Source organism: Actinotalea subterranea (genome assembly GCF_008364845.1).
In the GTDB taxonomy this organism is placed as follows: Bacteria; Actinomycetota; Actinomycetes; order Actinomycetales; family Cellulomonadaceae; genus Actinotalea; species Actinotalea subterranea.
This window is the reverse complement of the sequence record NZ_VTTP01000015.1, coordinates 29,160-49,376: the sequence shown is the minus strand read 5'-3', so window position 1 is coordinate 49,376 and position 20,217 is coordinate 29,160. Positions and strand designations below refer to the sequence as shown.

Sequence of the window (20,217 nt, the reverse complement as noted above, 5' to 3'; positions counted from 1 at the left end):
GGAGGCCCTCCTCGCGCCAGCACTCAGATCAGCGCGTCACACCCACTCGACCAACGTCCCGGGTCAGTACATCTAGCAGCCCACGATCGCGGCCCTCAAACCCTTTCCGCCCGACCCGCCCGCGTCGCCCCAGGCCCACGCCCCGTACGATCACTGGTCGTGGCGACGTTCTCCTCCGTGACCAGACAGCACATCCTCCAGGCCGTGGCGGAGCACGACACCCGCGGCGCCGACGCGTTCCTCGACGTCTACGGCTTCGAGCCCGTGCCCGAGTACGCGCTGCTCCACGAGGGCCACAGCTACGACGCGCGGGCGGTCCTCGGCGTCGCGCACAGGTTCGCGACCGGCCGCCTCGCGACGCCCGACGACTTCCACGGGGGCATGCAGGACGCCGTCGCGATCCTGCGCCGGCGCGGGTTCGAGGTGTCGGAGCCCGTGTCGGCCGTGCGGGCCCCCGCCGCGGCGAAGACGCGCGCACCACGCGCCGCTCGCGCCCCCCGAGCCGCCGCGGGACCCGCCAGCGCCGCACGCGCCGCGGCCGCACGCGAGGTCGCACCCAAGGTGTGCCCGACGTGCTCGATGGCCCTGCCCGCGACAGGGGTCTGCGACACCTGCAGCTGAACCGTCAGGCACCCGCACCCGTCCGGCGCACCACCACGACGGTGAGGTCGTCGGTCGGGTCCTGGGCGGCGAGGACGAGGTCGAGCACCGCGTCGGCCGCATACGCCGCGGTCGCGCCGCTGCGCACCGCCCCCTCCACGAGGGCGAGGCCCTCGAGCACGCCGCCCACACCGTCGAGGATGCCGTCACTGAAGGTGACCAGGGTGTCGCCGGCATCCAGCCGCGCGAGCCCGTCCACGCGATCTGCTGCGACGTCGAGGCCCAGGGGCGGCCCGTTGGCGCCGAGCCGCTGCGACGTCCCGTCGGCCCGGACGATCAGGCTCAGCCCGTGGCCCGCGTCGGAGTACTCGAGCTCACCGCTCGCGAGCTCGAGTCGCGCCGTGAACACCGTGACGAACGCACCGGCCGCGAGGAGGTCGGCCTCCATCCGTCGCTCCGCGTGGGAGAGGCGCTCGCCCGCGCCGACCTGGTCCGACGGCGAGCGCAGGACCGACCTCGACGTCGCCGCGAGGATCGCCGCGCCGAGACCCTTGCCCATGACGTCGGCGACCGTCAGCACGACGCCGCCCGGCACCCCGAACCAGTCGTAGAAGTCGCCACCGACGGACCCGACGGGGACCACCCGCGCCGCCAGGTCGTACCCCGGGGCCACCGGGTGGACCGTCGGCAGCAGGCTCTCCTGGACGCGCGCGGCGCGGTGCAGCTCCTCACGCTCGGACGTGACATCACGCACCATCGTGACGACCCCTGCGCCCGCGTGGCCGGGCAGGCGCGTCGAGTTGAAGCTCACGATGCGTTCGCGGCCCACACCCGAGGAACGGATGAGCAGGTCCAGGTCGCGCACGCGCCGGCCCGCGAGCGCGAGCCGGTAGGGGCGTTCCTCCTCGGGGAGCGGCGAGCCGTCGAGGCGGTGCATGCCGTACGACGCCGTGGTCCGGACAGCCCCGGTCGGGCTCGCGACGCCGCCGAGGAGCTCGACCGCACGGGGGTTCTGGAGCACCACGCCGCCGTCGGGGGCGATGACCACGACGCCCTCGGCCATGGTGTCGACGATGGTCGCGAGCAGGGTCGCCTGGTCCTCGGCCGTGTCCCGGGCGGTTCGGACGTCCTCCAGCAGCGCCGCACGCTCGTCCCGCGCGACCGCGAGCGCAAGGCCGATGACGGTGACCAGGCCGACGTACACGTGGGCGACGACCACCTGGGTGGTCGGGTCGCCGATCTGCGCGAAGGGCCCCACACCCGCCAGCGTGAACCAGATCGCGGCGAACCCCAGCCCCGTGGCGTGCAGGACGACGAGCGAGGTCCGCAGCTGCGTGCCGACCCAGACGGTGATCGCGATCAGCGGGAACGCGAGCGGCAGGTGGTCCAGGGCGATGAACCACGCCGCGTAGAGCGCGGGTGCGACCACGAGCACGGCGACGTACTGGGCGACCGCGACGAGCGAGACGGCGCCGGTACGCACCGGCCGGTCCGTCCGTGGCGCGGACGGGAGGCGGGCGCCGATCGCCAGGCCGAGCGTGCCGACGACGAGCACGCTCGTGGTGTTGCGGACGACCCAGACGAGGGCGATCGCCCAGTCCCAGGCGCCCGAGCCGACGAGCGCGGCCAGGAGCGCCAAGGGGGCGGCGACGACGGCGCCGGCGACCGCGGCGGACGTGAAGCCCCAGAGCTCGTTGACCGTCTCGACGCCGACACGCCCACGGCCCGCCATGATCCGCGGCGCCCACCGGGCCAGGAACCACGAGAACACCCCGGCCTGGAAGGCGGCCGCGGCACCGAAGATCACCGCCGCGACGGGTCCCCCACCGGTGACGACGTTCGCCAGGACGGTCAGGCCCCCGACCGCGAGGAGGTCCGCCCAGGGCCGGGCGGCGCCACGCGCGACGAACCACAGCGCTGCGACGCCCGCGGCGGGCCACACGAGGCTGACCGAGCCGTCGTCCAGCACCGTGCGGCGCCCGAGGACGGCGGCGACGACGTACAGGGTCGCGAACGCGAGGACGGCGGGCACGACGCGACGCAGGGGCGCCGGGCCGGTCACCTCTCGCCCCGTGTCCACCCGTCGATGCTGGCACCTCCGGGCGGCGCGTGCAGGGCGGCGCCCCGAGCGCGACGGGCCTCCGGTCCCACGGGCACGACCACAGGTCTGCCAGTACCGTCGTCCCATGGGGGCCGACGACGCACGGACCGGGAGCCGGAGGAGCGCCGTGGCGCCGCCACCCGTGCCCTCCCCCGCGGGCACGCTCACCGGTCGCCTGCTCGCCCTGCGGGCCCTCGCGACCCTCACCGTCGCCATCGGCCTCAACTACATCGTGTGGCGGTGGCTCGAGTCGGTGAACTGGGCGGCGTGGTGGATCGCCGTGCCCCTCGTCCTGGCCGAGACGTACAGCTTCATCGACGTGACGCTCTTCAGCGTGACGATGTGGCGGGCACGGGATCGCCCCGCGCCGGGGCCCCCGCCGCAGGACGCGACCGTCGACGTCTTCATCACGACCTACGACGAGCCGGTCGAGCTCGTGGCAGCCACGGCGCGCGCCGCCGCGCAGATCACCTACCCCCACGCGACCTGGGTGCTCGACGACGGCGAACGTCCCGAGATGCGGGCCGCCGCGCAGGCCCTCGGCGTCGGGTACATCGTCCGAGCCGCGCAGTGGGCGGACCGACCGCGGCACGCGAAGGCGGGCAACCTCAACAACGCGCTGTTCGCGACGCACGGCGACTTCGTCCTCGTGCTCGACGCGGACCAGGTCCCCGAGCCGCAGATCCTCACCCGCACCCTGGGCCACTTCCGGGACGAGCGCGTGGCCCTCGTCCAGACCCCCCAGTACTTCACGAACGTCGCCGAGGCGGACCCGCTCGGGAGCCAGGCGCCCCTGTTCTACGGACCCATCCAGCAGGGCAAGGACGGCTGGAACGCCGCGTTCTTCTGCGGGTCCAACGCGATCCTGCGACGGGACGCCCTCATGCAGCTCGGGCTCGTCGGGTACGTGCGCGCGACGGAGCAGGCCGTTCGCTCGGCGTTGCGCGCGTCGGGCACCGTCCTCGGCAAGGCGCGGCGGACGGCCACCGACCCCCGCACGGCGGAGGCGATCACGGCGCTTCAGGCAGCCGTTCGGGACGCGACCCGGGGCATCGACGCCGGCGAGGCCGTCGCGGACGTCACGTACCGGTTCCAGCGGCAGGTGGACACGATCTCCGCGACGCTCGTCGCGGACGACGTCGCACGCATGCGCGCCGACCTCGAGGCGATCGCCGCCCTGCCCCGACCGGCCGACGACGACGCGCACGAGCTCGTCATCGAGGAGTCCGCGCTCGACCGGCTGGCGGCCCGCGACTGGACGCCGCTCGGCGCGATCGAGTCGGTGCGCTCGCTGCTGGGCGCGGTCGACGTGGACCGCTCGGACGAGGCGCAGCCGATCATGCCGATCTCCACGGTCTCGGTCACCGAGGACATGTCGACGGCCATGCGCCTGCACGCCCTCGGGTGGCGCACGGTCTACCACCACGAGCGCCTGGCGCACGGGCTGGCACCCGAGGACCTCGGCACGATGCTGACGCAGCGCCTGCGCTGGGCGCAGGGCACGCTCCAGGTGATGCTGCGGGAGAACCCGCTGGTCATGCGCGGCCTCGCAGCCGGTCAGCGCCTCATGTACCTCGCGACCATGTGGAGCTACCTCTCGGGCTTCGCGGCAGTGGTCTACCTCGCCGCGCCGGTTATCTTCCTGTGCTTCGGCGTCCTCCCGGTGACGGCGTGGAGCGCCGACTTCTTCGCCCGGTTCGTGCCGTTCCAGCTCGCGAGCCAGGCGCTGTTCCTCGTCGCCGCGCACGGGCTGCGCACGTGGCGCGGTCAGCAGTACGCCCTCGCACTCTTCCCCGTGTGGATCCGCGCGACCGTGACGGCCGCCGCCAACGTGTGGTGGGGCCGGCCCCTGACGTTCGCGGTGACGTCCAAGGTGCGCCGGGCCGACCCCCAGGCCTGGCGCCTCGTGCTCCCCCAGCTCGTCGCCGCGGGGACGCTCGTGGCGGCCGCCATCATCGGGCTCGTCCGGTTCTCCCTCGGGTACGCCCCGTGGCTGGGCACGCTCGTCAACCTCGGCTGGGTCGCGTACGACCTCCTCGTGCTCAGCGTGCTCGTCCAGGCGTTGCGGTACCGGGGCCACGCCACCCTCGGAAAGGAGTAGGTCATGGAGGTCCGGACCCGTACGGAGCCCGGCGGCGAGAGCGTCCTGAGCCTGAGCGGACGGCTCACGATGGTCGCGGGCAACGCCCTGCAGACAGCCGTCGACGCCGCGAGCGCGGGGGGTGCGCGGCTCGTCGTCGTCGACCTCCACGACGTCGAGTTCATGGACTCGTCGGGTCTCGGGGCGCTGGTCGGCGGGCTGCGCAGCATGCGGGCCGTGGGTGGCGACCTACGGATCGCCCGACCCGGCGCGCAGGTCCGCACGGTCCTCGAGCTGACGACGATGGACCGCGTGCTGCGGCCCCACGAGACCGTCGAGGACGCGCTCGGTGCCTCCTGACCTGCGCGCCCGTGCGCACGTCGAGCACTGCGTCACACCCGCGTGCCTCGAGCGGCTGCACGCGGCGTTCGCCGACCTGTGGCGGCGCGCGCCCGAGGTGCCCGACGAGGACAGGCTGCTCTTCGAGACCGCCGTGGTCGAGATCGCCGCGAACGTCATCGAGCACACCGAGCGCCGGGAGTCCTTCGACGCCGACGTGCGGCTCCGCGTGTCGCCGGGCCTCCTGGAGGCCGACGTCGTCGACTCCGGCGCCTTCGTGCCGCTGGACCTCGACGGTGACCTGCCGGCCGACGACCTCGCGACAGCCGGCCGTGGGCTGCCCCTGGCCCGCCGCGCGGTCCACGAGCTCCGCCACCACCACGACGGCGAGCACAACCACTGGTACCTCATGCGTCGGTGGTCGACCGTCCCCTGACCCGGCACGGGCGCACACAACGGGTGCTCACGCAGGACGTCAGGCGGTGCCCTCCTCGCGTGCCCGGACGTCGAGCCGCGTGATCCGGCGGCCGCGCATGGCGCGGACGACGAGGCTTCCTAGGCTGACGGCATGGCAGACACCTGCGTCGCGCGCGTCCCGGTCTTCGCGCACCTCTCGGCCGATGACCAGCAGCGGGTCGCCGGTCTGGCGCGCCCCACGCACCTCGCGCCGGGGGACCGCGCGTACGGGGCCGACGACGAGCGGTCGCAGCTCATGGTGCTGCACACCGGGCGCCTCAAGGTGTACCGGCTCTCCCCGGACGGGTCCGAGCGCATCGTCCGGGTGCTCGGACCCGGCGACTTCACCGGTGAGACGTCGGTGTTCACCGGCGGGCGGCCCGACGACTACGCCAGCGCACTCGAGGAGTCCCGGCTGTGCGTGTTCCGGCACGAGGACCTCGAGGCACTGATCCGCGCGCACCCTGACATCGGGCTGCGGATGCTCGCGGCCCTGAGCGGGCGGCTCGCCGACACCGAGCACCGTCTCGACGCGCTGACGTCGCGCGATGTCGAGAGCCGACTGGCCGGCTACCTCCTCGGCCTGCCTGGCGACTGGAGCGGGACCACCCTCACCGTGACCCTGCCGCTCGCGAAGAAGGACATCGCCTCCCTGCTCGACACCTCACCGGAGAGCCTCAGCCGCGCACTGACGCGCCTCGCCGCCCAGGGCGTGATCGCACACGACGGCGGACGGGTGGTCACGATCACGCAGACCGACCGGCTCCAGCGGCTCGCCGACGACGCGTGAGCCGGCCCGCTCGACCCGGCCACAGCCGTCCTGCGACGACCGCCTCCACGTCCGTGACCTGGACGTAGGGGACGGCCCACACACGCGAGTCCGTCGACGCCGCGCGGTTGTCACCCACGACGAAGCAGCTCCCCGCGGGCACGCGCCACGTCTGCGTGTACGCACCCGGGAGACGACGCCGTCCGTCGAGAGGGTCCCCGTCGACGAGCAGGCGACCGGCCTCGAGCTCGACCACGTCTCCCGGCAGGCCGACGACCCGCTTGACGATCCGCACCCCGAGGTGGCGCACCACCACGACGTCACCCCGTCGCACATGGGCACCCGCACGTCCGGCCCGCCGCGTGAGCAGCAGGTCGGACGGGCGGTAGGTCGGCGCCATCGACTCGCCGGCAACCTTGACGACACGGAGCATGACGCGCCTAGCGGGCGTGGCTCAGGTCATGGTCGTGGGCGTGGACCGCATCGGGGTGGGCGACGCCGTGCGCGTGACCGTCCGAGCCGTGGTGGTCGTGCTCCTCCCCCTCCGCGTACGTGAAGAAGTCGACGTACGCCGCGAGGTAGCGACGGCCCGCCACGACGTCGTCCACGTCGAAGTCCTGGAGCGCGAGCGCCGCCCGGAAGCGACGGTCGAGCTCCGCGCGGCGCTCCTGCGGGACGAGGGGCAGGAGGTCGTCGTCCGACCCGCGTGCGATGGCCTCGTCGGCGGCCCGCACGACGGGCTCGACGTGGGCTCCCGCGGGCTGGATCCCGGTGAAGCCCACACCTTCGCCGGCCCGGTGGACGCGGACCAGGGTCTCGAGGAACAGGCGGTCGGCCAGGTGTGCGGCCTCGGCGCCGAGCCCGCGGACCCGCAGGGCGCTCGTGAAGACCTCGCGCACCTCGGCCTCGCCGTCGGCGGGGACCCACGCGAGGGCGTGGTTGATGTTGCCCGTCTCCAGGGCGCGGTGCCCGGCGGCGACGGCCGGACCTTCGGCGGTGTCGCAGTGAGCCTGCACCACCGCGGGACGGAGCGCGGCGATCGCGGTGACGATGCGGTTGATGAGCATGGGGTTCTCTCCCTGGCCTCGGTCGATCTCGGTGGACCCGACGCTAGGGCGGAGGAGGTCGGCAGTCCTTGACGCAGGTCAAGCCCGGGTGCCGGTAGCGTGCGGCGGGGGCGCCGACGGACGTGCGGGCCCCGCGCGTCGACGGCCTGACCCCGGCGCCGCACGAGGAGCGTGACGCCCGGTCGTCGGGCGAGAGGAGCACCATGCCCGGGCCTCAGCAGCCGGCCGCGCGCAAGCCACGCGAACGCGCGATCACGTCGAGCGGTCAGCGCAAGCGGGAGCAGATCCTCGACGCCGCGGTGCGGGTGTTCGGCACCGGCGGCTCCGTCGGGGTCACGCACCGGGCCGTGGCCGAGGCGGCGAAGGTGCCCCTCGGGTCCACGACGTACTACTTCACGGACCGTGACGACCTGCTGCTCCAGACGATGGGCCATGCGCGGGCCGCGGAGACCGAGCGGCTCACGGCGATCGTCGACGCCGTCGAGGGCGAGCTGGACGTCGACCGGTCGGTCGCGCTGCTGACCGAGATGTTCTTCGACAAGACGACGGCCGACCCGCTGTACGACCTCGCGCTCTTCGAGATGTTCATGGAGGCGACGCGGACGGACGCGCTGCGGCCGGTGACCCGCGCGTGGTCGACGATGATCGGCGACCTCGTGGACAAGGTGCTGCCGCCCAGCGACCCGGCGATCCCACGCGACCAGGTGACCCAGATCGTGGCGTGCCTCGTGGACGGCCTCATGCTCGAGGCGGTGTCCAACGGTGAGCTCGACGTCGCGGACCTCGCCGAGCGCCTCCACGTCGTCGTCGCGCGCCTGTGCCCGCCGACGCAAGGCCCCCCCGCCCCCTCGGCCAGCACCTGACCCCCACCCGCCACTCCTCCGGCCCGCCCCTCCGCCCCGCCACCCGCCGAGATCGCACATCCCCAGCGAGTTCCCACATGCGCGAGCGCGGTTTCGGTGCGGATGTGCGACCTCGGCATCAGGAACGGTGAGCAGGAGGGGGGCCCGCCGGCTGGGCCTGGAAGTCACCCGGCCGGCGTCGGGCCGGGGGACGTTGGTCCCTACGCCACCGACACCGAGGTTTGTACGTTCGTACATATCGAAGTTGTACGTTTGTACACACGAACGCAGATCGCGTCCGATGCCCAACGCCTCTTCGAGTGCATCGACATCAGCGGCACACCACGCAAAGGAGCCCCCATGGCCGCGCAGACCGATCGCCCCCCGGCGGAGGTAGGCACCCCCAGCCGACCCGCCTTCCGCATGTTCGACATGGTCCTGTTCTCCGTCGCCGCGATGCTGCTGCTCTCGCAGCTCACCGTGACCGCCGCCGTCGGGCCGACGGCCATCTTCTGGACCGTCCTGATCATCGCCGCGTTCTTCGTCCCCTACGGCCTCGTCACGGCTGAGCTCGGCTCCGCCTACCCCGACGCCGGCGGCATCTACGCCTGGGTCGTCCGGGCCTTCGGCAACCGCTGGGGCAGCCGCGTCTCCTGGTGGTACTGGGTCAACGTGGGCCTGTGGGTCCCGAGCGTCTACCTCATGTTCTCGGGCGCCATCTCCTCGATGTTCTTCGACGGCGAGCTCAACTTCTGGGTCCAGATCGCCATCACGGTGACCCTCATCTGGATCAACTACTGGGTCAACGCCCGCAGCCTCGAGACCGGCACCTGGGTGTCGAACGTCGGCGCCGGCATCACCATCGCCGTCATCGTCGCGCTCGCCGTCGCCGGAGGCATCTACGCCTCCAGCAACGGCTCGGCCACCGAGTGGACCGTGAGCTCCGTGCTGCCGACGGATGCGCTGCCCGCATTCATCGGGGCGCTGCCCATCGTCATCTACAACTTCCTCGGCTTCGAGCTCATGTCCTCCGCCTCGACCCAGATGGAGAACCCGAAGCGTGACGTGCCCCGCACCATCGCGATCGCGGGCGTCCTCATCGGCGGCTTCTACCTCATCGCGACCGTCGGCATGCAGCTCATCGTCCCCGCGGACGAGATCTCGGAGACCACGGGGCTCATCGACGCCCTCCAGCGCGGCCTCGGTGACTCGGCGATCGCCCACGTGGTCGTCAACGCCCTGGGCATCGGCGCACTGTTCTGCTTCTTCGCGTGCCTCGTGCCGTGGACCATCGGCGCCAACCTCGCGGCCGCCGAGTCGGCCCAGCAGGGCGACCTGCCCAAGGTCTTCGCCCGCAAGCACCCGACACGCGGCACGCCCGTCGGTGCGGCGATGCTCTGCTCCGTCGTCGGCACCGTCTTCACGGTCGGCTACGCGGCGCTCTTCTCGCTCACCGACGGCGCGATCGACGACGTGTTCTGGAACCTGTTCGCGTTCTCGTCGGTGATCTTCCTGCTCCCGTACATCGTGATGATGCTCGCGTTCCGCAAGCTGCGTCGCATCGACCCCGAGCGTCCGCGGCCCTACCGGGTGCCCGGTGGCGCGGCGATGACCTGGGTCATCACCTGGGTGCCGACCCTCCTCCTGGGCGCGGCCGCCGTGTTCTTCGTCTGGAACCCGTACGACTACTCGCTCGCCGTGACCGGCTCGATCCTCCTCGGGCTCGGCGTGACCGTCGCGGTGCAGGAGTACTTCTGCGCCAAGTCGCCGCAGTGGACGCGTGAGCGTGCCCTCGAGCGCGGCGAGGACCCGGACACCGCGCGCCAGTTCGCCGACGCACCCCTCAGCTGAACCCCTGACCAGGAAGGTCGTGACCCCATGACACGCACGATCGACTCGACCCCCGCGGCCGACGGCTACCGCATGCCGGCCGAGTGGGCCCACCACGCGGGCTGCTGGCTCGTGTGGCCCGAGCGCCCCGACAACTGGCGCCTCGGCGGCAAGCCCGCGCAGGAAGCGTTCACGACGGTCGCCACCGCGATCGCCGCGACCGAGCCCGTGACCGTCGCCGTCTCGGCGCGGCAGTACGACAACGCGCGCAGCCAGCTCCCCGCGCACGTCCGCGTCGTGGAGATGTCCAACGACGACTCGTGGATGCGCGACATCGGCCCGACGTTCGTGGTCGACGACTCCGGCGACGTGCGCGGCGTCGACTGGGACTTCAACGCCTGGGGCGGCCTCGTCGACGGCCTCTACTTCCCGTGGGCCGCGGACGACGCCGTCGCGCGCAAGGTCCTCGAGGTCGAGGGCGTCGACCGCTACAAGGCGCCGCTGGTGCTCGAGGGCGGCTCGATCGACGTCGACGGCGAGGGCACCGTCCTCGTGACCGAGGAGTGCCTGCTCTCGGCCGGCCGCAACCCCGACCTCACGCGTGAGCAGATCGAGCAGCACCTGCGCGACTACCTCGGCGTCGAGGTCGTGGTCTGGCTCCCGTACGGCGTCTACCTCGACGAGACCAACGGGCACGTCGACAACTTCTGCCGCTTCGTGCGGCCCGGAGTGGTCATGCTGACGTGGACCGACGACGAGACCGACCCCCAGTACGAGCGGTCCGCCGCCGCCCTCGCGGTGCTCCAGGCCACGCGGGACGCCCGGGGCCGCGAGCTCGAGGTCGTGAAGATCACCCAGCCCGGGCCGATCTTCATCACGGCCGAGGAGTCCGCGGGCGTCGACTCCATCGAGGGGACCCTGCCCCGCGAGGCCGGCGACCGGCTCGCCGGCTCGTACGTGAACTCCTACATCGGCAACGACGTCGTCGTCCTGCCGGTCTTCGACGACCCGCACGACGACGCCGCGGTCGCCGCCTACACCGAGCTGTTCGCGCCCCGCAGGGTCGTGACCGTGCCCGGCCGGGAGATCCTCCTCGGCGGCGGCAACGTCCACTGCATCACCCAGCAGCAGCCCTCCGGCCGCTGACCACCCGGCCGCCGGGTCACATCCCCTGAGCCCGGCGGCCGGGTCCCCCCACCACGCACGTCGTGCCACCACCGGTGGCCCGGCCGCCCCGCCCTGCCCGGACGCACCCGGGACCAGCAACCACCCCAGCCCAGAACCACCCGGCGCCGCCGGACCGAACCAGGAGACGACGATGACCGTCCGCCACTTCATCGACACGCAGGACCTCACCAAGGCCGAGGTCCTCGACATCGTGCAGCTCGGGCTCACGCTCAAGCGGTGCGTCGAGGTCGGGTACTTCCCGCCGCTGCTGCACGGCCGCACGCTCGGGATGATCTTCGAGCAGTCCTCGACCCGCACGCGCGTGTCCTTCGAGACCGCGATGGCACAGCTCGGTGGGCACGCGCAGTACCTCGCGCCGGGCCAGATCCAGCTCGGCGGGCACGAGTCCATCGAGGACACGGCACGCGTCCTGTCGCGGCTCGTGGACGTCGTCATGGCGCGCGTCGCCCGGCACCACACGGTCGCGGAGCTCGCCGAGCACGCGACGATCCCCGTGCTCAACGGCATGTCCGACTACAACCACCCGACGCAGGAGATCGGCGACCTCATCACGATGGTCGAGCACCTGCCCGCAGGCAAGCGCCTCGAGGACTGCAAGGTCGTGTTCGTCGGCGACGCCACCCAGGTGTGCGCCTCGCTCATGATGATCACCACCAAGATGGGCATGGACTTCGTGCAGTTCGGCCCCGAGGCGTTCCAGCTCAAGGAGTCGATGCAGGCCATCGGCCGCGACAACTGCGTGGTCTCCGGCGGCAGCGTCTTCGTCACCGACGACCCGCACAAGGCCCTCGAGGGCGCCGACTTCGTCTACACGGACGTCTGGTACGGCGACTACGAGGCCGAGCTCGGGGAGGCCGAGCGCCTCGCGGCGTTCATGCCCAAGTACCAGGTGAACCCCGAGCTCATGGCCCTCGCCTCCCCGGACGCCAAGTTCATGCACTGCCTGCCGGCGACGCGCGGCGAGGAGGTCACCGACGCCGTGCTCGACGGCCCGGCCTCGATCGCGTTCGAGGAGGCCGGCAACCGGCTCACCGCCCAGCGCGCGCTCCTCGTGTACTTCCTGCGGCCCGAGCTCGCGAACCCCGTCAAGGTCGAAGCGGCCAAGGCGGAGCTCGCGTCGGTCCTCGCCGGGATCCTCTGAGCCCCCGTGTCACGCATCGTCATCGCGCTCGGCGGCAACGCGCTGGGCAGCACCGCCGTCGAGCAGCGTGAGCGCATCGACGCCGCGACGCCCTCGCTCGTGGGCCTCATCGCCCAGGGCCACGAGATCATCGTGTCCCACGGCAACGGCCCCCAGGTCGGCATGATCAACCTCGCGTTCGAGGTCGCCGCGCAGCACACGGACCGGGTCAGCCCCATGGAGCTCCCCGAGTGCACGGCCATGAGCCAGGGCTACATCGGCTACCACCTCCAGCAGGGCATCGCGAAGGAGCTGCGGCGCGTCGGCATGCCGTGGCACGTCGCGTCCGTCGTGACGCAGGTCGAGGTCGACCCGGCCGACCCGGCGTTCGCGCGGGCGACCAAGCCGATCGGCGCGTTCTACGACGAGGCGACGGCGCGCGCACGCATGGCCGCCGACCCGGACCTGCGCATGGTCGACGACGCCGGGCGGGGCTGGCGACGGGTGGTCCCCTCGCCGCGGCCCGTCGGCATCGTCGAGCGCGACTCGATCCTCAACCTGCTCGACCACGAGTTCATCGTGGTCGCGTGCGGTGGTGGCGGGGTCCCTGTCGTCCGGTCGCCCGACGGCGGCTACCGCGGCGTGCCTGCCGTGATCGACAAGGACTTCGCGTCCGCGGCGCTCGCCGAGGCCGTCGGGGCGGACTACCTGTTCATCCTCACGGCCGTGGACCGGGTCGCCACCGACTTCGGCACACCCGCGCAGCGCGACCTCGACGACCTCGACCTCGCCACCGCCCAGCGGCTCGTCGACGGCGGGCAGCTCGGCGAGGGGTCGATGCTGCCCAAGGTCCAGGCCGCGATGGGCTTCGCGGCGAGCGCCCCGGGCCGACGCGCGGTCATCTGCTCGCTGGAGAAGGCGCCGCTGGCGATGCGCGGGGAGAGCGGCACGACCATCCACGCCTGACGCCTGTGCCCCACGGGCGCCACCCGGGCCCCGCACGGGCGCTGAGGTCGCACATCCGCAGCCAGATCGCACTCGCGCGAGTGCGATCTCGGTGTGGATGTGCGACCTCGGCAACCAACAGGCCGGGGGCAGGAGGGCGGGGGCGGCGACCAGGAGGGGGCGTCTAGGCCCGAAGTCACCCAGACCGGGCCGAGGCCGGCCATAGCCTGCCAACGGAGCCAGCGTCGGCCCGGACCCTCCTGCGAGGGATGCAGAGGTGTCGTCCAGCCTTCGTTGCGCCCATCAGCGACCAACGGAGGTCCACGTGCGGGTACTCGACGAGAGCGGCCGGTTCTCGATCACGGTCAACAACCGCGAGCTCGAGGTCTACGACGGCCTGACGATCCTGCAGGCCCTCACGGCCGAGGGCATCGAGATCCCGTCCCTGTGCCACGACATCCGGCTCAAGCGGTCCAACGGGAGCTGCGGCCTGTGCGTCGTCGAGGTCGGCGAGGACACGCCCCGCGACGTCAAGGCGTGCCTCACGCCCGTCCAGCCGGGCATGGTCATCACCACGCACACGCCACGCCTCGAGGCCTACCGCAAGGTGCGCCTCGAGCAGCTGCTGTGCGACCACAACGCCGACTGCGTGGCGCCCTGCGTCCAGACGTGCCCCGCCAACGTCGACATCCAGACGTACCTCAAGCACGTCGCGGACGGGAACTTCCAGGCCGCGATCCGCGTGATCAAGGACCGCAACCCGTTCCCCTCCGTGTGCGGGCGCGTCTGCCCCCACCCCTGCGAGGCCGAGTGCCGCCGCAGCCTCGTCGACGAGCCCGTCGCGATCAACTACGTCAAGCGGTTCGCCGCCGACTGGGACCTGGCTCAGGACGAGCCGTGGCTCCCCCGCGTCGCCGAGCCGACCGGCAAGCGCATCGCCGTCGTCGGCTCCGGACCCTCCGGCCTCTCCGCCGCCTACTACAGCGCGATCGGGGGCCACGCGGTCACGGTGTTCGAGAAGCAGGACCATGCGGGCGGCATGATGCGCTACGGCATCCCCGAGTACCGCCTGCCCAAGAGCACCCTCGACCAGGAGATCGGCATCATCACGGCGCTCGGCGTCAAGGTCGTCACGGGCAAGGCGCTCGGCACGCACCTGAGCCTCGAGGACCTGCGGCGGGACTTCGACGCCGTCTACCTCGCGATCGGCTCGTGGCGCTCGACACCCATGCGCATCGACGGCGAGCACCTGGGCGGCGTCGAGCTCGGCATCGACTACCTGCGGCACGTCACCAAGGGCGCCGACAAGCCCCTGGGCGACACCGTCGTCGTCATCGGCGGCGGCAACACCGCCATCGACTGCGTGCGCACCGCCGTCCGCAAGGGCGCGAAGAACGTCAAGCTCGTCTACCGGCGCACGCGCGACGAGATGCCTGCGGACCCGTTCGAGGTCGAGGAGGCCCTCGCCGAGGGCGTCGAGATGATCTTCCTCGCGGCCCCGACACGCATCACCGGAACCAACGGCACCAAGTACGTCCACTGCACGCGCATGGAGCTCGGCGAGCCCGACCGCTCCGGACGCCGCCGCCCGGTCATGGTCGACGGCAGCGACTTCGTCATCGAGGCGACCACCGTCATCGGCGCGATCGGCCAGACGACCGACACCGGCTTCCTCTACAACGACCTCCCGGTGCGCCTCAACGCGTGGGGCGACATCGAGATCGACGGCCACACCATGCAGTCCTCGGAGAACAACATCTTCGCGGGCGGCGACTGCGTGACCGGGCCCGCGACCGTCATCCAGGCCGTTGCCGCCGGGCGCCGTGCGGCGACCGCGATCGACGAGTTCGTCACGCGCGGCTACGTGCGCCCCAGCGAGGAGGACTACACCTGCAGCCGCGGCTCCCTCGAGGACCTGCCGCGGGCCGAGTTCGAGGAGTTCCCGCGGCTCGCCCGCGCAACCATGCCCGCCCTCGCGCCCGCCGCCCGGGTCGGCAGCTTCATCGAGGTCGAGACCGGCCTGACCGAGGCACAGGCACGCGCCGAGGCCGGCCGCTGCCTCGAGTGCGGCTGCTCCAAGCAGAAGCACTGCGCGCTGCGCACCGAGGCCAGCGCGCACAAGATCGCGTTCGCGACGCCCCTGCACGTGCGCCCGCACGCACCGGTCAAGACGCAGGACCACCCGTTCATCGTGCGCGACGACAACAAGTGCATCTCCTGCGGGCGCTGCGTCGCCGCGTGCGCCGAGATCGAGGGCCCCGGCGTGCTCGCCTTCCAGTTCCACGAGGGCCGGCTGACCGTCGGCACGCACAACGACCTGCCGCTCGGCATGACCGACTGCGTCTCGTGCGGGCAGTGCGTGCGCGCCTGCCCGTGCGGCGCGCTCGACTACGTCCGCGAGCGCGGGTCCGTGTTCACCGCGATCAACGACCCGGCCAAGGTCGTCGTCGGCTTCGTGGCCCCCGCCGTGCGCAGCGTCGTCGCCGCCGAGTACGGGATCGCGTTCGACGAGGCGTCCGCGTTCATCGCGGGGATGATGCGCCGCATCGGCTTCGACAAGGTGTTCGACTTCGCGTTCGCCGCCGACCTGACGATCATGGAGGAGACCACCGAGCTCCTCGGCCGCCTCACGGGCGGCGGCGTCACACCCTTGTTCACGTCCTGCTGCCCCGGCTGGGTCAACCTCGTCGAACGGCGCTGGCCCGGGATGATCCCGCACCTGTCGAGCTGCAAGTCCCCGCAGCAGATGATGGGCGCGACCGTGAAGAACCACTTCGCGCAGCAGGCGGGCATCCCCCTCGACGACCTGTACGTCGTCTCGATCGTGCCGTGCCTCGGCAAGAAGTACGAGGCCGCGCGGCCCGAGTTCGCACCCGAGGGCATCCGGGACGTCGACGCGGTCCTCACCACGACCGAGTTCATCGAGATGGCCGAGATGCTGCGGCTGACGCCCGAGGACATCGTCCCCGGGGAGTTCGACGCGCCCTACCGGCGCGTCAGCGGCGCGGGCGTGCTGTTCGGCGCGTCGGGCGGCGTCGCCGAGGCCGCGCTGCGCATGGCCGTCGAGAAGCTCACGGGCGAGGTGCTCGTCGACCAGCTCGACTTCCACGAGGTGCGCGGGTTCGAGGGCTTCAAGGAGGCGACCGTCACCGCGGGCGACGCCACCGTCCGCGTCGCCGTGATCTCCGGCCTGAACAACGCCGAGCCCCTCGTCCGGCGCATCGTCGCCGGCGAGGACGTCGGCTACGACCTCGTCGAGGTCATGGCCTGCCCCGGCGGGTGCATCAACGGCGCCGGCCACCCCGTCCCGGACCACGTGGGGGAGATGGCCGCGCGGCAGAAGGTGCTCGTGCAGATCGACCAGGTGTCCAGGTACCGCAAGTCGCAGGAGAACCCGGACGTGCTGCGTCTGTACGACGACTTCTACGGCGAGCCCAACTCGCACGTCGCGCACGACCTGCTGCACACGACGTACGCGCCGTTCCGCCCGGAGCCGGCGCCTGTACCCGTGGGCGTGCCGGTGGGAGCCCCCGTCACGGGCAGCTCCGGGGCACCGGCAGGCACGACCGGGCGCGGCTGACGCCATGAGGCCACCCGCACGCGCCGCCCTGCTGGCCCTCGCGCTCGCGCTCCTGCCCGCCTGCGCGAGCCTCGAGGCGGGCGACCCCGCCTCACCGGACCCGTCGGGCGCCGCGTCGGCGAGCGCCACCCCCGAGGAGACCGCCGCGCCGCGGACGACCATCCGGGTCGCGTCCCTCAAGGGCCCGACGACCATGGGCCTCGTGGGGCTCATGGCCGACGAGGCGGGCGAGGGACGGCAGGACTACGACGTCACGATGTACGGCACGCCCGACGAGGTGGTCCCGCTCCTGACGCAGGGCCAGGTCGACGTCGCCCTCCTCCCGGCCAACCTCGCGAGCGTGCTGTACAACCGGACGCTCACCGACGACGGCGCCCAGGTCCAGGTCGCCGCGATCAACACCCTCGGCATGCTGCAGGTGCTCGAGCAGGGCGACACGGTCGACAGCATCGAGGACCTCGCCGGTCGCACCGTCTACGCGACGGGCAAGGGCACGACGCCGGAGCACGTCCTCAACCACCTCCTGGTGAGCCACGGCCTCGACCCCGCGACCGACCTCACCGTCGAGTACAAGAGCGAGGCCACCGAGGTCGCCGCGCTCCTCGCCTCCCGCCCCGACGCGATCGGCGTGCTGCCGCAGCCGTACGTCACCGTGCTGCAGACCCAGAACCCGGCGATCCGCACGGCCCTGGACCTGACCGAGGAGTGGGCCGCGGTGACCCCGGGCTCCGAGCTCGTCACCGGCGTCGTCGTGGTCCGCACCGGGTTCGTGGCGGAGCACCCCGAGGCGTTCGAGGACTTCCTGCTCGACTACGAGGCGTCGACGGCGTACACGACCGACGAGCCCGCCGCTGCGGCCGTCCTCATCGCCGACGCAGGCCTCACGCCCTCCGCGGCCGTCGCCGAGGCCGCGATCCCCGCGTGCCACCTGACCTACGTCGCGGGCGAGCGCCTCCAGACCCTGCTCGGCGGGTACCTGCAGGTGCTGTTCGACGCCGACCCCGCGTCCGTCGGCGGATCGCTGCCCGGCGATGACTTCTACTACCGGCCGTAGCCGGACCCCGGCACCCGACGGCCCCGACGGGGCCCGGCGAGGACGCTCGCCCCGCTTCACACGCCTGCCGCGCTCACCCGGGTCACCGGGGACGCCCCGCTCGCCCGGGTCGTCCGGGCCTCCCGGCTCCTCGCACCCACAGCCACGTGCCCGATCGTCCCGCTCCGCTGGCCGGCCGTCCCGTGCCGCCCTGCGGACGGTGCTCGCCGTCGCCTTCTGGATCGGCGTGTGGCACGTCGCGGCCGTCGTCGTCGACCAGGACCTGCTGCTCGCCTCCCCCGGCGACGTCCTGGTGCGGCTCGCCGAGCTCGTGCGCACAGGCGACTTCTGGGCGACCGTCGGTCACTCGTTCGCGCGCATCGGCACGGGGTTCCTCGCCGCCGCCGTCGTCGGCGTCCTCGGCGCGACGCTCGCCGCCGCGTCCCGCGTGGCCGACGCCCTGCTCGCCCCGCTCGTGACAGCCGTCCGCAGCACACCGGTCGTCAGCTTCATCATCCTCGTGCTCGTGTGGGCGGACAGCGGGCAGCTCGCACTCGTCGTGAGCTTCCTCATGGTCGTGCCCGTGGTGCACACCAACGTGCTCGAGGGCATCCGCCAGCGTGACCCCGCGCTCCTCGAGGTCGCGACCGTGTTCGAGGTCCCGACGCTGCGCCGCATCCCGGCGATCGACGTGCCCGCCGTCCTGCCGTACTTCGTGTCCGCGTGCCGCACCGGCGTGGGCCTCGCGTGGAAGAGCGGGGTCGCCGCCGAGGTCATCGGCCTGCCGCAGGGCAGCATCGGCGAGCAGCTCTACCAGGCGAAGATCTTCCTCAGCACGGCCGACGTGTTCGCGTGGACGGTCGTCGTCGTCGCCCTCAGCTACGGCCTCGAGCGGGTCGTCGTCGCGCTGCTCGACCGGGCGAGCCGTCGGCTCGCGGTCGGGAGCCCGGCATGATCCGTGCCCGGGGGCTCCGCAAGACGTTCGGGGAGCAGGTCGTCCTCGACGGCCTGGACCTCGACCTCGCACCCGGCACGGTCACCGCACTCGTCGGACCCAACGGCTCCGGCAAGACGACCGTCGGCCGCATCCTTCTCGGCCTGACCACGCCCGACGCCGGGACGCTGCACGGGCTCGACGGGCGGCGTCGGGCAGCCGTGTTCCAGGAGAACCGGTTGTGCGAGCAGCTCAGCGCCGTCCGCAACGTGCGCCTCGTGCTCGACGGCGGCGACCGCGCCGCCCGCACCACCCGCGCCGTCGCCGAGCTGCGCCGGGTCGGCCTCGACGACCCCTCGCTGCGCAAGCCCGTCCTCGACCTCTCGGGAGGGCAGCGCCGGCGCGTCGCACTCGTCCGGGCGCTCGCGGGCGACGCCGACCTCGTGGTCCTCGACGAGCCGTTCACGGGCCTCGACCCCGAGTCACGCGCGCAGGCGCTGACCTACGCACGCGCGCGATGCGCCGGGCGCACCGTGCTCCTGATCACGCACGACCCGGCGGACGCCGCGTGGTTCGGTGCGGCCGTCGTCCACCTCGGAGCGTGAGGGTCCGGACTGCCCGAGCGAGAGCGTCGGTGTCGGTGGCTTCGGATTCAGCATCCGCTTCGGCATCCGCTTCGGTGTCGGCGTCGGCGTCGGCGTCGGCGTCGGCCGGAGATCCTGCTGCAGAACGCTTGACCTGAAGTGCACTTCAACTCCTAGCGTCTTGGGCATGACGGCGCACACGATCGAGACGGTGGCGGCACTCACGGGCATGACTCCGCCGACCCTGCGCTACTACGAGCGCATCGGGCTGCTCGCACCCGTCGAGCGCGACGCAGCCGGCCGCCGGCGGTACTCCGAGGGCGACCTCGGCATGATCGGCTTCGTCGTCCTGCTGCGCGAGACGGGCATGCCCGTCAGGGAGATGACCCGCTTCATGGAGCTCACCCGCGGGGGCGACGGGACCATCCCCGCCCGGGTCGCACTGCTGCGCGAGCACCGCGACGCCGTCCGTGAGCGACTCGAGCGTGAGGCCCAGCACCTCGAGGCCATCGAGCACAAGGTCGGCGTCTACGAGTCGATGCTCGCCGCTCCGGCCCCCGCCTCGGTCCCCGACCCCGCTCCCGACCTCGCCCGCGAGGCGCGGGTGCCCGTCTGACCCACCCGCCGCCGCGCCCGACCGGGCCGGCCCGCACGCCTGACCTGTCCGTCTGAACCACCCGCCTGGCACCAGGGTCTGGCCCACGTGACTGACCCACGCGACTGAACCACCCGCCTGGCACGAGGGCCTG

General features: G+C 72.5%; 18 protein-coding genes. 15 read left to right on the top strand and 3 right to left on the bottom strand.

Going from position 1 to position 20,217, the window contains the following annotated elements; all coding sequences use genetic code 11:
• Positions 1-177 precede the first annotated feature (177 nt).
• Complete coding sequence (locus tag FZ988_RS17820; protein WP_246169611.1) at positions 178-621, top strand: ScoMcrA-related endonuclease; 444 nt, start codon at positions 178-180, stop codon at positions 619-621.
• Between the two features lie 4 nt (positions 622-625).
• On the opposite strand, the gene FZ988_RS17815 is transcribed toward FZ988_RS17820, so the two are convergent.
• Positions 626-2,680 (bottom strand): SpoIIE family protein phosphatase, encoded by a 2,055-nt coding sequence (locus tag FZ988_RS17815; RefSeq protein WP_188079170.1) that lies wholly within the window; start codon positions 2,678-2,680, stop codon positions 626-628.
• A gap of 148 nt (positions 2,681-2,828) precedes the next feature.
• On the opposite strand from FZ988_RS17815, the gene FZ988_RS17810 reads away from it, so the two are divergent.
• The 4 genes from FZ988_RS17810 to FZ988_RS17795 all read left to right on the top strand — a co-directional run bounded on the left by FZ988_RS17810 (position 2,829) and on the right by FZ988_RS17795 (position 6,366).
• Positions 2,829-4,802 (top strand): glycosyltransferase family 2 protein, encoded by a 1,974-nt coding sequence (locus FZ988_RS17810; protein WP_425458009.1) that lies wholly within the window; start codon positions 2,829-2,831, stop codon positions 4,800-4,802.
• A gap of 3 nt (positions 4,803-4,805) precedes the next feature.
• On the top strand, positions 4,806-5,141 hold the full coding sequence (locus tag FZ988_RS17805; RefSeq protein ID WP_149205390.1) for an STAS domain-containing protein: 336 nt from the start codon (positions 4,806-4,808) through the stop codon (positions 5,139-5,141).
• On the top strand, positions 5,131-5,556 hold the full coding sequence (locus FZ988_RS17800) for an ATP-binding protein (protein ID WP_149205389.1): 426 nt from the start codon (positions 5,131-5,133) through the stop codon (positions 5,554-5,556). The genes FZ988_RS17805 and FZ988_RS17800 overlap by 11 nt, the downstream gene beginning before the upstream one ends.
• Before the next feature lie 132 nt (positions 5,557-5,688).
• The gene (locus FZ988_RS17795) at positions 5,689-6,366 is read left to right on the top strand and encodes a Crp/Fnr family transcriptional regulator (protein ID WP_149205388.1); all 678 of its coding nucleotides are present in this window, start codon (positions 5,689-5,691) and stop codon (positions 6,364-6,366) included.
• Here FZ988_RS17795 and lepB read toward each other — a convergent pair.
• Together lepB and FZ988_RS17785 are read right to left on the bottom strand one after the other, a co-directional pair.
• On the bottom strand, positions 6,323-6,778 hold the full coding sequence (lepB, locus tag FZ988_RS17790) for a signal peptidase I (protein WP_149205387.1): 456 nt from the start codon (positions 6,776-6,778) through the stop codon (positions 6,323-6,325). The genes FZ988_RS17795 and lepB overlap by 44 nt on opposite strands.
• Before the next feature lie 7 nt (positions 6,779-6,785).
• On the bottom strand, positions 6,786-7,412 hold the full coding sequence (locus FZ988_RS17785) for a DUF6448 family protein (protein ID WP_149205386.1): 627 nt from the start codon (positions 7,410-7,412) through the stop codon (positions 6,786-6,788).
• Between the two features lie 203 nt (positions 7,413-7,615).
• On the opposite strand from FZ988_RS17785, the gene FZ988_RS17780 reads away from it, so the two are divergent.
• From FZ988_RS17780 to FZ988_RS17735, 10 genes are all read left to right on the top strand, one after another.
• Positions 7,616-8,275 (top strand): TetR/AcrR family transcriptional regulator, encoded by a 660-nt coding sequence (locus FZ988_RS17780; protein WP_149205385.1) that lies wholly within the window; start codon positions 7,616-7,618, stop codon positions 8,273-8,275.
• 339 nt (positions 8,276-8,614) lie between these two features.
• Positions 8,615-10,105, top strand: coding sequence for an APC family permease (locus tag FZ988_RS17775; RefSeq protein WP_188079169.1), 1,491 nt, complete (start codon positions 8,615-8,617; stop codon positions 10,103-10,105).
• A 27-nt stretch (positions 10,106-10,132) separates the two neighbouring features.
• Positions 10,133-11,230: an agmatine deiminase gene (aguA, locus tag FZ988_RS17770; RefSeq protein WP_149205383.1), complete on the top strand. Its 1,098-nt coding sequence runs from the start codon at positions 10,133-10,135 to the stop codon at positions 11,228-11,230.
• A gap of 172 nt (positions 11,231-11,402) precedes the next feature.
• Positions 11,403-12,413 (top strand): putrescine carbamoyltransferase, encoded by a 1,011-nt coding sequence (ptcA, locus tag FZ988_RS17765; protein ID WP_149205382.1) that lies wholly within the window; start codon positions 11,403-11,405, stop codon positions 12,411-12,413.
• Between the two features lie 6 nt (positions 12,414-12,419).
• Positions 12,420-13,358 carry a carbamate kinase gene (gene arcC, locus FZ988_RS17760; protein WP_149205381.1) on the top strand — a complete coding sequence of 313 codons (939 nt, stop codon included), beginning with the start codon at positions 12,420-12,422 and terminating at the stop codon, positions 13,356-13,358.
• 304 nt (positions 13,359-13,662) lie between these two features.
• Complete coding sequence (locus tag FZ988_RS17755) at positions 13,663-16,917, top strand: NAD(P)-binding protein (RefSeq protein ID WP_149205380.1); 3,255 nt, start codon at positions 13,663-13,665, stop codon at positions 16,915-16,917.
• Positions 16,918-16,921: 4 nt separating this feature from the next.
• Positions 16,922-17,971, top strand: a complete 1,050-nt coding sequence (locus FZ988_RS17750; RefSeq protein ID WP_149205379.1) for an ABC transporter substrate-binding protein — start codon at positions 16,922-16,924, stop codon at positions 17,969-17,971.
• 199 nt (positions 17,972-18,170) lie between these two features.
• A complete protein-coding gene (locus FZ988_RS17745; RefSeq protein WP_246169610.1) occupies positions 18,171-18,905 on the top strand; it encodes an ABC transporter permease in 735 nt (244 codons plus the stop codon).
• Positions 18,902-19,489: an ATP-binding cassette domain-containing protein gene (locus FZ988_RS17740; protein ID WP_149205377.1), complete on the top strand. Its 588-nt coding sequence runs from the start codon at positions 18,902-18,904 to the stop codon at positions 19,487-19,489. The genes FZ988_RS17745 and FZ988_RS17740 overlap by 4 nt, the downstream gene beginning before the upstream one ends.
• A 166-nt stretch (positions 19,490-19,655) precedes the next feature.
• Positions 19,656-20,084, top strand: a complete 429-nt coding sequence (locus FZ988_RS17735; protein WP_149205376.1) for a MerR family transcriptional regulator — start codon at positions 19,656-19,658, stop codon at positions 20,082-20,084.
• Positions 20,085-20,217: the final 133 nt, after the last annotated feature.